Annotated in this window: 14 protein-coding genes and 1 tRNA gene; 6 read left to right on the top strand and 9 right to left on the bottom strand. The window is 69.4% G+C overall.

The genetic code is table 11. The annotated features are described in order from the left end of the window. Positions 1 to 7: 7 nt before the first annotated feature. Both G6N31_RS12610 and G6N31_RS12605 read right to left on the bottom strand, forming a co-directional pair. Positions 8 to 1855, bottom strand: coding sequence for a hypothetical protein (locus G6N31_RS12610; RefSeq protein ID WP_420090443.1), 1848 nt, complete (start codon positions 1853 to 1855; stop codon positions 8 to 10). Positions 1856 to 1941: 86 nt separating this feature from the next. Then, entirely contained in the window at positions 1942 to 2136 is a 195-nt protein-coding gene (locus G6N31_RS12605; RefSeq protein WP_098002865.1) for a hypothetical protein, read from the bottom strand. A 30-nt stretch (positions 2137 to 2166) separates the two neighbouring features. Here G6N31_RS12605 and G6N31_RS12600 point away from each other — a divergent pair, with 30 nt between their 5' ends. Both G6N31_RS12600 and G6N31_RS12595 read left to right on the top strand, forming a co-directional pair. Further along, the gene (locus G6N31_RS12600; protein ID WP_098002864.1) at positions 2167 to 2592 is read left to right on the top strand and encodes a hypothetical protein; all 426 of its coding nucleotides are present in this window, start codon (positions 2167 to 2169) and stop codon (positions 2590 to 2592) included. A 48-nt stretch (positions 2593 to 2640) separates the two neighbouring features. Continuing rightward, positions 2641 to 3240 carry a GNAT family N-acetyltransferase gene (locus G6N31_RS12595; protein WP_098002863.1) on the top strand — a complete coding sequence of 200 codons (600 nt, stop codon included), beginning with the start codon at positions 2641 to 2643 and terminating at the stop codon, positions 3238 to 3240. Between the two features lie 29 nt (positions 3241 to 3269). Here the strand turns inward: G6N31_RS12595 and G6N31_RS12590 are convergent, their stop codons facing one another. From G6N31_RS12590 to crcB (G6N31_RS12580), 3 genes are read right to left on the bottom strand one after another with little or no spacing between them, the layout of a single operon-like run. After that, the gene (locus G6N31_RS12590) at positions 3270 to 4298 is read right to left on the bottom strand and encodes a DUF190 domain-containing protein (RefSeq protein ID WP_098002862.1); all 1029 of its coding nucleotides are present in this window, start codon (positions 4296 to 4298) and stop codon (positions 3270 to 3272) included. After that, positions 4295 to 4663 carry a fluoride efflux transporter CrcB gene (gene crcB, locus G6N31_RS12585; protein ID WP_098002861.1) on the bottom strand — a complete coding sequence of 123 codons (369 nt, stop codon included), beginning with the start codon at positions 4661 to 4663 and terminating at the stop codon, positions 4295 to 4297. The genes G6N31_RS12590 and crcB (G6N31_RS12585) overlap by 4 nt, the downstream gene beginning before the upstream one ends. After that, the gene (crcB, locus tag G6N31_RS12580) at positions 4660 to 5055 is read right to left on the bottom strand and encodes a fluoride efflux transporter CrcB (protein ID WP_163722156.1); all 396 of its coding nucleotides are present in this window, start codon (positions 5053 to 5055) and stop codon (positions 4660 to 4662) included. Before crcB (G6N31_RS12580) ends, crcB (G6N31_RS12585) begins: the two co-directional genes overlap by 4 nt. A gap of 61 nt (positions 5056 to 5116) precedes the next feature. Between crcB (G6N31_RS12580) and pgm the strand changes: the two genes are divergently transcribed. The 4 genes from pgm (at position 5117) to G6N31_RS12560 (ending at position 8483) form a co-directional block, all read left to right on the top strand. Further along, positions 5117 to 6751, top strand: coding sequence for a phosphoglucomutase (alpha-D-glucose-1,6-bisphosphate-dependent) (gene pgm / locus G6N31_RS12575; RefSeq protein ID WP_098002859.1), 1635 nt, complete (start codon positions 5117 to 5119; stop codon positions 6749 to 6751). Next, positions 6748 to 8025 carry an MFS transporter gene (locus tag G6N31_RS12570; protein WP_098002858.1) on the top strand — a complete coding sequence of 426 codons (1278 nt, stop codon included), beginning with the start codon at positions 6748 to 6750 and terminating at the stop codon, positions 8023 to 8025. The genes pgm and G6N31_RS12570 overlap by 4 nt, the downstream gene beginning before the upstream one ends. Before the next feature lie 55 nt (positions 8026 to 8080). Then, positions 8081 to 8156 (top strand) — tRNA-Ala (locus G6N31_RS12565). A 69-nt stretch (positions 8157 to 8225) separates the two neighbouring features. Continuing rightward, positions 8226 to 8483, top strand: a complete 258-nt coding sequence (locus G6N31_RS12560; protein ID WP_098002857.1) for a DUF3297 family protein — start codon at positions 8226 to 8228, stop codon at positions 8481 to 8483. 8 nt (positions 8484 to 8491) lie between these two features. Here G6N31_RS12560 and G6N31_RS12555 read toward each other — a convergent pair whose 3' ends face one another. The 4 genes from G6N31_RS12555 to G6N31_RS12540 all read right to left on the bottom strand — a co-directional run bounded on the left by G6N31_RS12555 (position 8492) and on the right by G6N31_RS12540 (position 13450). Further along, positions 8492 to 9715: an esterase/lipase family protein gene (locus tag G6N31_RS12555; RefSeq protein WP_098002856.1), complete on the bottom strand. Its 1224-nt coding sequence runs from the start codon at positions 9713 to 9715 to the stop codon at positions 8492 to 8494. Between the two features lie 73 nt (positions 9716 to 9788). Continuing rightward, positions 9789 to 10850: an ABC transporter ATP-binding protein gene (locus tag G6N31_RS12550; RefSeq protein WP_098002855.1), complete on the bottom strand. Its 1062-nt coding sequence runs from the start codon at positions 10848 to 10850 to the stop codon at positions 9789 to 9791. Continuing rightward, positions 10847 to 12313 carry an ABC transporter permease gene (locus tag G6N31_RS12545; RefSeq protein ID WP_098002967.1) on the bottom strand — a complete coding sequence of 489 codons (1467 nt, stop codon included), beginning with the start codon at positions 12311 to 12313 and terminating at the stop codon, positions 10847 to 10849. Before G6N31_RS12545 ends, G6N31_RS12550 begins: the two co-directional genes overlap by 4 nt. Before the next feature lie 108 nt (positions 12314 to 12421). Next, on the bottom strand, positions 12422 to 13450 hold the full coding sequence (locus tag G6N31_RS12540; protein WP_098002854.1) for an iron ABC transporter substrate-binding protein: 1029 nt from the start codon (positions 13448 to 13450) through the stop codon (positions 12422 to 12424). Positions 13451 to 13553 lie beyond the last annotated feature (103 nt).

Genomic DNA, 13553 nt, shown 5'->3' with positions numbered 1-13553 from the left:
ACTGCCGTCACTGCGGGAACGGCGCGAACCGCACGTCGAAGCCGGCCCGCCGCAGGGCAAGCTGTTCGCTTCGCTGCGCGCGCGTCAGATAGCGGGTGTCGGCCGGTAGGACGGTGGGCAACCGGCGCCGGTCGACCACCACGGCGCGCACCGTGGGCACCGCGTCCGATTCCGGGTCCAGATCCTGGAAGCGGATCGAGATGGTGCCCTGGTTCAGACCGCCGGTCGACACCCAGTTGTGCACGCCGGGGTCGCGCGAGGAGATCACGAAGGTGTAGGTGCCGTCGTCGTTGGGCTCGGCCTGCGCGTTGTTGAGGCTGGTCTGCTGATCCCAGTAGTTGTCGGTGATCGTCCACAGATTGGTCACCGGCACGGTGAAGTACCCGGCGTTGCCGGGAGCGACGGTGAGCACCAGCGCCTGCCGGTCGGTCAGCGCGAAATAGCCGGCGCTCTGCAGCTGGGTGGCCAGGAATTCGGCATTACGCGACGGGTCGCGGAACTCGTTGGGCGCCAAGCGCTGTCCGGTGGCGGGGTCGGTGGTGGCGACCTTGATGTACTTGGCTTCCATCGACAAACCCAGCGCCATCACCGCCGCGGTGACCGTGCCCCGCAGCAGGGTCGGCTGCACCGGCAGCGGCGGGATCAGTGAGACCAGAGTCGTGAGCAGCCGACTGCTGCTGACCGTAGGACCGATCAACGGAATCGCGAAGCCGCCGAGCTGACTGAACAAGCTGTTCGGCGGGCCGCTGACCCGCTCGATCGCCAGCTCCATGGGCACCTGCGCCTCCCACTGCGACAGGGTGTCGCGCACCGCGATCAGCGTGGTGTCGTTGGTCAGCTGGAGGTGGTTGGTCTGTCCGGGCGCCGCCGGGGCTCCGCTGACGGTGACCGTGAAGGAACCGTCGGGCTCCAGCTGCAGCTGCCGGCCGGTGAGGATGTCGGCAGTGACACCCGAAAGTCCCGTCAGCACACTGAAAGTGAGGTCGGCGGCGGGAGCGCCGGTGACCCTGCCGGTGATGACGTAGGTCGACGTTTTGTTGACGCCCATGAAGCGGTAGATCGTGTCCGGGTTGTCGTAGAGGATGCGCGAGCCCGGCACCGACATGCCGTACCACGAGTGCGGCGGGGCGACCTGGGCCACCACGGTCGGTCGCATGGGGTTGAGCAACTGCTGTTGGAAGGCCGCGGCCATGGCGTACTCATCGACCGCGCGCCCGAGCTGATCGAGGTTGGTGCGGTCGATCCCGCCGAGTGCCCGGTACTCCCGCCGCGCGGTCGCCAGCCAGCCGGTGCGCAGCACCGCCTTCATCAGCTGCACCGGCAGCGTGTGCACGATCCGGGTGGCGATGCGCTCGGCCTCGAGTTGTTGCTCGGTACCCAACGGACTCACCGACGGCGCCGTGTCGGTGACCGCGTCGCGGCGCGCGGTTCCCGCGAGTGTCCACAGTGCGGTGGATGCCGGGTCGGCGGGCACCTCGGGTTCGTCTCCGGGCGGCTCGGCCGGGGCCGGGTCGGCGTCGCCGTCGGGTTCGACCGCCGGCTCGTCGTCGAGAGTGACGGTGGTGCGCCGATGCGTCCGTCGGACCGGGGCGTCCTCGGCGGTGGCGTCCTCGTCGGGGGCGAGGTGCCGCCTGTTCCGGGACTGCCCCGAAGTGTCCGAACGCTCCGAAGCGGCTGCTCGATCGCCGGACCCGGCGGAGCGTGACGATTCCGACGTGCGCTGGCGTGACGGCGTGTCATCGGCGACCGCGACGGCCGGGCTGTGCGCCAGCGCGAATCCCACTCCGGCCATCACGGCCAATGCGCCGAAGCGTCCGACCAGCCGCTCGTGTGGTGTCAGAGACGTCGCAGCCACGCGGGATCCTTCCGCCACCCCCCGGCAGTACCGTAACCAGGGCCGAGGGCGCGGCACGGCGAATCGGTGGAATCAGCGAGCGGGCGTCACGGGTCGCTGCGCGTGCGCCCCCCGACGAAGGCGAGCAGCCGCGGATCGCCGCTGGTGAACCGCCCGACCTCCTCGCCGCCGTCGCAGCGCAGCAAGGCGACCGTGACCTCGTCGGCGCGCCGGCTGACGACCTCCCAGACGGCGCCGGCGTCTTCCCAGCGCTGCAACTCCGTGACGCGGTCGACGTCCATGGCTCCACGATGTCACCTACGCTGTCAGGCGTGCACGCTGCGTCCGCGGTCGCCGTGGCGGCGACGTTCGTCTGGCTGGGAATGGTGCTGGCGATCTCCTTTCTCGAGGCACCACTGAAGTTCCGCGCGCCCGGGGTGACGCTGCAGGTCGGGCTCGGTATCGGGCGGTTGGTGTTCCGCGCGCTCAACAGTTGTGAGCTGGTGCTGGCTGCCACCGTACTGATCGCGTTGGTGGTCGGGGGTCCATCGACCGCTGCGCTGGTCGCCGTGGTCGTCGCAACGGTGATGCTGGCCGGTCAGTTGTTGTTCGTGCGCCCGGCGCTGACCCGCCGCTCCGATCAGGTGCTCGCCGGAGCCGAAGGTCCACGCTCGCGTGCCCACTACGGCTACGTGATCCTCGAGGTGGTCAAGGTCGTCGCACTGATCAGCTCGGGTGTGCTGCTGCTGTCGGCCTGAAGGTAGGACAACCTACCCTTACCACCTCCGGTAGGCTCTGCGGTCACGATGACTGACGTATTGCCCGTGCTGCCTCGGGAGCTCACCGAGCTCAGCGACGATGTCCGCGCTGTCCCGGCGCCACCGATCCCGCGGCTGGCCGAGCCGTACGCGACGCGGGTGGTCGATGCCGAGGCCGACGCCGAGATGATCGCGGAGTGGATGAACCGTCCGCACCTGGCCGAGGCGTGGGAGTACGACCGGCCGGCGGCGTGGTGGCGCGGATATCTGCGCGCGCAGCTGGCGGGCGACTACTCACGTCCGGTGCTCGTCAGCCTGCACGGCGAAGACCGCGGCTACGTCGAGGTCTATCGGGCCGCCAAGGACTCCATCGCGACCCGGTATGCGGCCGACCCGTATGACCTCGGTCTGCATGCCGCCATCGCCGATCTCGACCTGGTCAACCGCGGGTTCGGCCCGCTGCTGCTGCCGCAGGTGGCTGCCGGCCTGTTCGCACTCGAACCCCGCTGCCGGCGCATGATGTTCGACCCCGACCATCGCAACAGGACGGCGCGCCGGTTGTGTGAGTCCGCCAACTGCGAGTTCCTCGGCGTCCACGAGATGTCCAACCGCACGATGGCCCTCTACGCGCTGCATCGGCCGGCCTGAGGACGCCGCTGAGGCGGACGCCGGCCTATTCACCCCGCCGGTCCGAGGCGCCCACGGCTGCGACCGTCGTCGCGGGACACCGCGGCGTCGACCGGTTCGCACGTGACCAGGCCGCCACTGCCCGTGAGCTCCTCGACGATCGGGAAACTGCGCGCGATGCTCTCGGCGGTGTCGACGATGCTCGTCACCACGGGCACATGCCGGGTCAGGCTCAGGAAGCGGTCGCCGTGCGGGGCCTCACCGTTCAGGTAGCCCCAGATGCCCCGCACCGACGTTGCCCCGCCGACGTGGCCGGCGGCCATCAACCGGGTGATCAGACCGCGGTGGATCGGTCGACCGTCATAGAGGGTGTCCTCGGCGGTACGCACGATCAGCTTCAGGTACCCCGACTCATTGGGCTCCGGGATCGGGGCCAGGGCGTTACCCGCGGAGCGGCACACCACCACCGGATCCACGGTGATCGGCGCAGCAGGCAGCTGCGCGAGCAGTTCGGCGCGGGCCGCGTCGAGTTGTGGCACCGTGCCGACCGCCGAGATCCGCAGCGGGACATCGGCGTTGCGACCGATGAAGTGGGCGCGTCGACGTCGGCCACCGATCGTGCCGTCCACCCCGAGCAGCACCTCGGCAGCGGTGAAACCCAGCCGGTGCAGTGCTGCGCACACCGCGACGTGTCCCGGGTTGCCGGCCACGCGGTGCCGTCGCCCGAGGTACAGCGACACGCGGACCACCGCATCGGCGGGAAGGTCGGGGCGCGGGCGGTCCCGCTGCAGCGTGACCACGCCGCGGCGGATCATCATCGCCACCTCGTCGGCCAGACCGCGCATGACGTCCTCGCTGTCCAGGGCGATGAGCACGGCCGGGGGGTCCTCCGACAGCGTCAGCGCTCGGTCGCTGCGGGCGACGTGGGTCGGGCCGAAGCCCCCGATGCCGCGCAGCGCGATGCTGGTGGCGACACCGAGCTGCTCGCACATGGCAAGCATCTCCTCGATGAGGAATCGCCCGTTGCGGCGGTCCCGTTCGGCGAACCGCGCGGTCAGCGTCATCAACTCGCCGGTCATAGCCGGACCCCCAGTTGCTGACCCGCCCACGCCGCCGCCAGCCCGACGAGCACGCTGGCCGCGATGTTGGCGAAGGCCGGCCAGAGCTGGCGCTCCTCAGCCAGCCGCTGGGTCTCGAACATCCAGGTGGAGAACGTGGTGTAGGCGCCGACGAAGGCGGTGCCGGCCAACAGCGCGACGTGCGGTGAGAACGCCAGCCCGGCGAAGAACCCCAACAGGAAGGCGCCGCTGACGTTGACCACGAACGTCCCGAGCGGAAACGCCCATGACGAGCGTCGGGACACCGCGCGGTCGACGAGGAACCGCAGGAGCGCCCCGCATCCGCCGAGGACACCGACGCCGAGCCAGACCGCAACCGCGGTCACCGGATCACCCGGGCCCTGCGCGCGAGGGCGGTCGCCAGCGCCACCGTCACCAGACCGGCCCCGAGGCTGGCGCACGTGTATCCGACAGCGAGCCCGTAATGACCGTGCTCGAGCATCTTCAGCGTCTCGACCTGCATCGTGGAGAAGGTGGTCAGCCCTCCGCAGAACCCGGTGCCGAGCAGCGGACGTCGATAGCTCGACGGTGGCAGCCGTTCGAGCAGCCGGGTCACGAACCAGCCGAGCAGGAACGCGCCGACGATGTTGGCGGTGAACGTCGGCCACGGCCAGTGACCGGGGTCCGGGGCGGCCAATTCCTCCAAACCCGCGCGCGCCAGAGTGCCCAGCGCGCCGCCGGCGAACACCGCGGCGAGCTCGCGTGCGTCGACGGCCATCACCGCAGTATGCCGACCAGCCGGTGTGTGGTGCGGGAGGACGCGTAGCAGAATCGAGGACATGGCGGCCAATCCCCGCGCCGGTTCGCCGGCGCAGCCCGAAGACCTCATCGACATCGCCGCGGTGGTGACGGCCTACTACACCGTGTCTCCCGACCCCGACGACGTGGACCAACAGGTCAGTTTCGGAACCTCCGGGCACCGCGGCTCCAGCCTCGACGCGGCGTTCAACGAGGCGCACATCCTGGCGACCACCCAGGCGATCGTCGAGTACCGCGCCGCGCAGGGGATCGACGGCCCGCTGTTCCTCGGCCGGGACACCCATGCGCTGTCCGAGCCGGCCTGGTCCTCAGCGCTGGAGGTACTGGTCGCCAACGACGTTGAGGTGATGGTGGATTCGGCGGGTCGCTACACCCCGACGCCGGCGATCAGCCACGCCATCCTGGGTTACAACCGCGGGCGGACGGGCGGGCTCGCCGACGGCATCGTGGTCACGCCGTCGCACAATCCGCCGCGCGACGGCGGGTTCAAGTACAACCCGCCCAACGGCGGTCCGGCCGATACCGATGCGACCGGTGCGATCGCCCGGCGGGCCAACGAGATCCTGCGCGACGGCGTGGCCGCGGTGCGGCGCATCCCGCTGACCCGCGCGCTGGGCAGCGCGCACCGCCACGACTATCTCGACGCCTACGTCGCTGATCTGCCCCAGGTGGTCGACCTGCACGCGATCAGCGCCGAAGGCATCCGCATCGGCGCCGACCCGCTGGGCGGCGCCAGCGTCGACTACTGGGCCGCGATCGCCGAGCGGCACAACCTCGAGCTGACCGTGGTGAACCCGCTCGTCGACGCGACATGGCGCTTCATGACACTCGACACGGACGGCAAGATCCGGATGGACTGCAGCTCGCCGAACGCGATGGCAGGGCTGATTGCGAATCGGAACGATTATCAGATCGCCACCGGCAACGACGCGGACTCCGACCGCCACGGCATCGTCACTCCCGACGGTGGACTGCTCAACCCGAACCACTACCTGGCGGTGGCCATCGACTACCTGTTCGCCCACCGGCCCGACTGGGCCGCGCAGACGGCGGTCGGCAAGACCGCGGTGAGTTCATCGATCATCGATCGGGTGGTGGCGGGGCTGGGCCGCGACCTGGTCGAGGTGCCCGTCGGGTTCAAGTGGTTCGTGGACGGACTGCTCGGCGGCACCATCGGTTTCGGCGGCGAGGAGAGCGCCGGCGCGTCGTTCCTGCGCCGCGACGGAAAGGTGTGGACCACCGACAAGGACGGCATCATCCTGGCGCTGCTGGCCGCCGAGATCCTCGCGGTGACCGGCTCCACACCGTCACAGCGCTACGCCGCACTCGCCGATCGGTACGGGTCGCCGACCTATGCCCGCATCGACGCGCCGGCCGACCGCGAGCAGAAGGCCCGCCTGGCCAAGCTGGCGCCCGAGCAGGTCAGTGCCACCGAGTTGGCCGGCGAACCGATCACCGCCAAGCTCACCGCCGCACCGGGTAACGGGGCCCCGCTGGGCGGTTTGAAGGTGACCACCGAGAACGCCTGGTTCGCCGCGCGACCGTCGGGAACCGAGGATGTCTACAAGATCTATGCCGAATCCTTCCGCGGCCCTGAGCATCTCGCCGAGGTTCAGCAGGCCGCCCGCGAGGTGGTGGCGGCGGTCATTTCGTGACCTCGCGGTCCTCACGCGCGGAGGGTGACTGTCCGCCCACGGACAAGCGCCGACTGCCCCGCGAAGTCTGGGTTCTGGTGGTCGCCAACGTCGTCGTGGCACTGGGTTACGGCGTGGTGGCGCCGGTGCTGCCGCAGTACGCCCGGCACTTCGGGGTCAGCATCAGCGCGGCGACGTTCGTCATCACCGCGTTCGCGGTGATGCGGCTGGTCGGCGCGCCGCCGGCCGGGTTGCTGGTCCAGCGGCTGGGGGAGCGGCGGGTCTACATCAGCGGGCTCATCATCGTCGCGTTGTCGACCGCGGCGTGCGCGTTTGCCGAAACCTATTGGCAGCTACTGCTTTTCCGCTCGTTGGGCGGTGTCGGGTCGGCGATGTTCACGGTGTCGTCGCTGGGGTTGATGATCCGGATCTCGCCGGCGGACGCCCGCGGCCGGGTGGCGGGCCTGTTCTCGTCGGGCTTCATGATCGGTTCGGTCGGCGGCCCTATTCTGGGCAGCCTGACCGCGGGCTTCGGGCTGTCGGCGCCGTTCTTGATCTACGGCGCCGCGCTGCTGGTCGCGGCGACCGTGGTGTTCGTCAGCCTGCGCAACTCCGCGGTGGTCGGCCGGCCCGACACCGACGACGAAGCCCCGGTGTCGTTTCGCACCGTTTTCCGGCACCGGGCGTACCGGGCCGCGCTGGTGTCGAACTTCGCGACCGGGTGGGCCTCGTTCGGTCTGCGGATCGCGCTGGTACCGCTGTTCGTCGTCGAAGTGCTGGGGCGAGGGCCGGGCGCGGCCGGCCTGGCGCTGACCGCGTTCGCGGTCGGCAACATCTCGGTGGTCATCCCCAGCGGCTACCTGTCCGACCGGCTAGGGCGGCGCAAACTGCTGATCTTCGGGCTGACCCTGGCGGCCGTGTCCACCGCGCTGGTCGGCTTCACGACCTCGCTGCCGGTGTTCCTGGCGGCGGCGTACGTGGCCGGCGCGGCGACGGGCATCTTCATCTCCCCGCAGCAGGCCGCCGTCGCCGACGTCGTGGGTAACAAGTCGCGGGGCGGGACCGCGGTCGCGACGTTCCAGATGATGGCCGATTTCGGTTCGATCGGCGGATCGCTGCTGGTCGGGCTGATCGCGCAGTACACGTCCTACGGCTGGGCGTTCCTGACCAGTGGCGTCATCCTCGCGGTCGCGGCGCTCTTCTGGATCTTCGCGCCCGAGACCAGACCGCCGCGGCGCCACGAGCACACCGAAGTCCGGCCGCTGGGGCCCGAGGCCGGCGGCGAAGTGCCGTGACCAGCGATTTTGAGCGGCAACCGCTCGTGGTGTAACTTCGGTGGGCACAACTTGAGGGGCTATGGCGCAGTTGGTAGCGCACCACACTGGCAGTGTGGGGGTCAGGGGTTCGAATCCCCTTAGCTCCACCAGGAAACACGCAGGTTCAGCAGGGGTCGATCGATGTCGACAACCCATCGCAGCAATCAACGAGAGCCGTCATGCCTGAGGACCAGAACACCGACGTTCCGCCGAATCGCCTCTCCGTCGATCCGCGAAGCGACTTCTACAGCGAAGAGGCGCTCAGCCGCGACGTGGGAATTCGCTTCAACGGCGTCGAGAAGACCAACGTCCACGAGTACGACGTGGCCGCGGGTTGGATCCGTGTCGAAGTCCCGACCGCCAAGGATCGCCGCGGAAATCCGATGGTCATCAAGCTCAGCGGCGAAGTCGAACCCTTCTACCGCCAAGCGGAATAGACCCCGATTCACGCGCTGAGCCAGTGCCGGATCTTCGCGTAGATCTCCGGGTGATTGAGCAGATCGAAATGGTGCAGGCCGGTCATGGTCAGGCCCGCGTCCTCCGAGAAGGGAAGCCGTCGCCGGCGTCCCCGCCCGGCCGCGCTCGACGGACGGACAAGGTGGTCGCCGACGACGGCGCCGAGGGCGGCGGGAGCGGCCGAGGTCGCGACGAAATGGTGAGACGCAGTAGGCAGGAAAGGCACTTCCGAACACCGGTTCCGTAGGAACTCGTCGGGGTCGGCCTCGCCCCAGTCGTCGTCGAGCAGAGCTCCGAATCGTAGATCTTTGATGCCGTCGCTGCGCAGATTGAGCAGTTCGGCGATCGCCCGGGTCTCGCCGAGCCTGGCCATGACCCAGGTGGCGGCATTGACCGCCTTCTCCAGATCGGCGCCCAGGTGCGGCGACCCCAGGCAGACGACCTGACTGGTGCTTCTGGTCCAGCGCCGATTCTGCTCACGGCCGTAGTGGCAGGCGCTGCGCGCCACCAAACCGCCCATCGAGTGGCCGATCAACGCGATGCGGCGCACCGGGACCGGCCAGATTTCCAGGAGCCGGGTCAGCGTCTTGTCGAGGTCGCGTCCATTGGTCGAGATGTGCAGGCCGGTGTTGTAGCGGATGTGGAGCGGCGTGAACCCGAGATCCTCGGCGAGCCGTTCGCCATAGGAACGGTCGTCGTCGATGTCGGCGTCGGGTCGAGGCGGCCGCCGCCACGACGACTCGGTCTGGCACAGCCCGTGCACGAAGACCGCGAGCTCTTCGGTCGGCCGCGGATAGGCGGCGGTGATCGCCTGGGCCGTGAGGGGGACGGGGCGGCCGGCGACCCGCAAAGACATCGGCGCGGCCAGCGCCGACCCGCGCTCGGCGAGTTCGTCGCCGTAGATCCCGTTGAGCGCCGCGATGGCTTCGGCGATGCCCGGACGCTCGTCCAGTGCCGGATCGTCGTCGAAGGCCAGCCCGGACGCGGCCCAGGCGCTCAACGCCGGCGGAAGACGATGTCCGGCGACCCCGAGAGCGTCGTACACCGCGCCGGCGATCGCGTCGTGCACGAGCTCGACGGGTCGGGCCGTGGGGCCGATGGAGGTGAAGACGCGACCCGCGATACCGCGGTGCATGCCGCGAGCCAGGTTGTTGAGGACGGTCAGGCCCTCTGCCGCGACGTCTCCGAGGGCCTGCATATCGGCTGTGCGCATGGATTCGCTCCGGATTGAGTGAACACTTGTTCTCCGAAGGGTAACCCGTATGTCGGGTCTTGAATCGGGACGGTCACTTCTCGTCGAGGACCACGCCGCTGCCGTGCACGTCGATGGCGACTTTGCTGGACACCGTGGGCGGGTCCACGCTGCCCTGGCGCACGACGATCGGTGTCGGGCTCCCGGCGAGGTCGATCGTCAGCAGCACCTCGCGGCCGAGGAACTCGACATCGAGCACCGTCGCGATCCCGACGCTGCCGGGCCGGCCATCGTCGGTGAGCTGAGTGGCGGTCAGCTGCTCGGGCCGCAACAACAGCGTCGCCGGCCCTTGAATCGCGCTCGCGGACACCGGGACACGGCCCAACAGGGTGTCGGCGACACCGTCGCTGACCGAGCACGGCAAGAAGACGCACTCTCCGAGGAATTCGGCGGTGAACCGGTCACTGGGCCCGTGGTACACCTGCTGCGGCGTGCCGACCTGGGTGAAGCGGCCGTCGCGCATGACGGCCACCTGATCGGCGATCGACAGCGCCTCCTCCTGGTCGTGGGTGACCAGCAGCGTGGTGACTCCGGCCTCGGCGAGGACCTCGGCCACCGCTTTGCGCGTCGTGGCCCGTAGCGCGGTGTCGAGCGCGCTGAACGGTTCGTCGAGCAGCATCAGGATCGGTTGCCGGGCCAGGGCCCGGGCGAGGGCGACCCGCTGCTGCTGCCCGCCGGAGAGTTCGTGCGGGTGCCGCTCGGCGAAGGTGGCGCTCAGCGCGACCGTGTCGAGGAGTTCGGCGACCTTGGCGCGTACGGCACCGCGACGCGAGCGGCCGGGCAGCCCGTAGGCGATGTTCTGACCGACCGTCAGGTGAGGGAAGAGTGCCCCGTCTTGCGCGACGTAACCGACGCTGCGCCGGTGCGGCGGTACCGCCGTGGCGGCACCCGACACCTCGCGTCCGTCGAGCACGATGGTGCCGGCGTCGGGTGTCTCGAACCCGGCGATCAAGCGCAGCAACGTCGTCTTCCCGCAACCCGAAGCGCCGACCACGGCGGTCGTGGTGCCCGCGGTCAACTCGAGGTCGATGTGTTCGAGCACCGGCGGACCGCCGAAGGACTTCGTCAGGCCGTGGGCTTGCAGGATGACGCTCACAGCGCCGCCGCCCTCGTCGCCTGCCGGATCAACACGAAGGTCACCGGAATCGACAGCGCCACCAGGAGCAACGCATACGGCGCGGCGGCCGCGTAATCCAGCTCGCTGCTGTAGGTCCAGAACCACGTGGCCAGGGTCCGCGTGCCGACCGGGGCCAGCAACAGCGTCGCCGTCAACTCGGTGGCCACGGCGACGAACACCAGAGACGCGCCCGCCGCTGCTGCGGGGGCGATCAGGCGCAAAGTCACGCGCAGGAAGCTCCACGCGGGGGTGACGCCCAGCGAGCGCGACGCCTCCTCCAGGGAGGGCGGCACCTGCGCCAGCCCCGCGCGCAGGCTCACCAGCGCCCGGGGCAGGAACAACAAGACGTAGGCGCCGATCAGCAGGGCCGAGGTCTGGTAGAGCGGCGGAAGGAACTGGATGGTCGCGGTGATCAACGCCAGAGCCGTCACGATGCCGGGGAGGGAACTGGTCACGAAGGTTGCGCCCTCCACGGCCCGGGCGAGCGGCCCCCGGGAGTACACCGCGACCCATGCCACCGGAAACGCCAGCGCGGCCGTCAGCGCGGCTGCCACCGCAGCCAGCGCGATCGTCTGGCTCAGCGCCGAGCCGAGGTCCACAGCCGACCAGACCTGTGCTCCGCCCGCCCACAGCCAGCGGCCGATGTTGTAGAGCGGCACACCGAGGGACAGCCCGGCCAGCGCGACCAGCGCCGCCACCGCCGACGTGCGCCAGGATCCCAAGGCGATCGGGCGTGCCGAGCGGGGAGCGCCACCGCCGACCCGCGCATAGCGGGACTGCCCCCGCGCTGCACTCTCCGCGGTCAGCATCAGCAGGCACAGCAGGACCAGAACCGACGCGAGCATGCTGCCTGCGGCACCGTCGAAGGTCGCCTGGAACTGCTCGAAGATCGCCGTGGTGAAGGTGCTGAACCGCACCATCGCAAACGCGCCGTACTCAGCGAGTAAGTGGACCCCGATCAACAGCGACCCACCGAGCACCGCCAGCCGCAGCTGCGGGAGGACGACGCGGAACAGCACTCCGGCGCTGTTCGATCCGAGGGCGGCGGCAGACTCCTCGAGGGCAGGATCCAGCCGCCGCAGTGTCGCCGCCGCCGGCACGTAGACAAACGGGAAGTACGACAGCGTCGTCACCAGCACACCGGCCGGCAGGCCGTGCAGCGACGGGATCAGACCCACCCAGGCATAGCTGTTGACGAACGCCGGGATCGCCAACGGCGCGACGAACAGCGGTCGCCACAGCTCGCGGCCGGGAAGGTCGGTCCGCTCGATCAACCAGGCCGCTCCGACGCCGAGCAGCACGCACAACGGCACCGTGACGACGACCAGCTCCACGGTGTTGACCAGGAGCTCACCGACGCGCTGCCGGACCAGCAGTTGATACGCACGTTCGGGCCCCGTCGAGACCGCCGAGACGATGACATAGCCGAGCGGCACGACCATGGCCGCCACCACGACAGCCACCGCAGCGGCCACCGCCAGCGGAGGCCGCTGGTTCACACGTCGTCGGTGCGGGCGCGCTTCCCGGGCGGGAACGGGGGCGGTGACCACTTACAACAGGTTGGCTTGCGTCATCAGCTCCGTCACCTTCTGGGCGTCGAGGTCCGACGGATTCACCCGAGGCGCCTGCAACGAGTCCAACGGAGGCAGCGCGCTGTTGGCGGGCACGCCGCTGGCCACCGGGTACTCGAACGACTCACCGTTCTGCAATACCTCCTGACCGGCCCTTCCGGTGATGAACGCCAGGAACTGCTGAGCCTGGCTCTTCTTGTCGCTGGAGTCGAGCACACCGCCCCCGGAAAGGCTGACGAACGCGCCCGGGTCCTCGTTCTTGAAGTAATGCAACTCGGTGTTGCCGCTGATCTCCTTGGTCTTGGCCTGATCGCGGAACCAGTAGTAGTGGTAGATCACTCCGCCGTCGACCTCACCGGCGTTCACCGCGCGCAGCGTGGCGATGTTGTCCTGGTAGGCGACGGCGTTGCTCTTCATCGAGTCCAACCACGCCGACGTGGCCTGCTCACCGGTGAGCTCCAGCATCGCCGCGACGATGGCCTGAAAGTCGGCCTTGGCCGGCGGTGCGCCCCAGCGGCCGCTCCACTGCGGCTGCTGCAGGTCCATGATCGAGCGCGGCAACTGCTCGGGCGACAGCCGGTCGCGGTTGTAGACGAACACTGTCGAACGGGCCGCCACGCCCGTCCATTTGTTCGACGCCGGACGGTACTGCTCCGGCACCTGGGACCTGGTCTGCTCGTCGATGTCGGCGAACAGCCCCGCCTGCTCGACGGCCGCCATCGCCGGCGAGTTCTCGGTGAGGAAGACGTCGGCGGGTGAGGAGGCACCCTCGGCGATGAGCTGATTGCCCAGCTCGGTGTCACCGCCCTGCCGGTAGCTCACCTTGATGCCGGTCTCATGCGTGAACGCCTCGATCCACTCTTTGGTCAGCGACTCGTGCTGGGCGTTGTAGATGAGCAGCTCGTCGCCGTCTCCGGAACCCGAGCACGCCACCGCGCCGGCGATCAGCGCCAGTGCTGCGGCGATGCTCGACATGCCGCGGGTGACGCGGCGCCAACGTGTGCGCATGAAGCAGTCCTTGGGTCGGGTAGGTGAGGATTGCCTCAACATACTCCGGGTTCCTGGACGTTCCGCCGCCCCGCCTTCCGTGGGCGGTCGTCAAGGTCGTAGC

Source organism: Mycolicibacterium duvalii, from assembly GCF_010726645.1.
Taxonomy (GTDB): Bacteria; Actinomycetota; Actinomycetes; order Mycobacteriales; family Mycobacteriaceae; genus Mycobacterium; species Mycobacterium duvalii.
Note: the sequence above shows the minus strand (reverse complement) of the source record. Positions and strands in the feature narration are given on the sequence as shown.

Excerpts from the sequence above, each read along its gene's own strand:
- G6N31_RS12605 (WP_098002865.1), bottom strand. The coding sequence starts at position 2,136 with ATGGACGTCGACCGCGTCACGGAGTTGCAGCGCTGGGAAGACGCCGGC.
- G6N31_RS12595 (WP_098002863.1), top strand. The coding sequence starts at position 2,641 with ATGACTGACGTATTGCCCGTGCTGCCTCGGGAGCTCACCGAGCTCAGC.
- G6N31_RS12590 (WP_098002862.1), bottom strand. The coding sequence starts at position 4,298 with ATGACCGGCGAGTTGATGACGCTGACCGCGCGGTTCGCCGAACGGGAC.
- crcB (WP_163722156.1), bottom strand. The coding sequence starts at position 5,055 with ATGGCCGTCGACGCACGCGAGCTCGCCGCGGTGTTCGCCGGCGGCGCG.
- pgm (WP_098002859.1), top strand. The coding sequence starts at position 5,117 with ATGGCGGCCAATCCCCGCGCCGGTTCGCCGGCGCAGCCCGAAGACCTC.
- G6N31_RS12560 (WP_098002857.1), top strand. The coding sequence starts at position 8,226 with ATGCCTGAGGACCAGAACACCGACGTTCCGCCGAATCGCCTCTCCGTC.
- G6N31_RS12555 (WP_098002856.1), bottom strand. The coding sequence starts at position 9,715 with ATGCGCACAGCCGATATGCAGGCCCTCGGAGACGTCGCGGCAGAGGGC.
- G6N31_RS12545 (WP_098002967.1), bottom strand. The coding sequence starts at position 12,313 with ATGGTCGTGCCGCTCGGCTATGTCATCGTCTCGGCGGTCTCGACGGGG.
- G6N31_RS12540 (WP_098002854.1), bottom strand. The coding sequence starts at position 13,450 with ATGCGCACACGTTGGCGCCGCGTCACCCGCGGCATGTCGAGCATCGCC.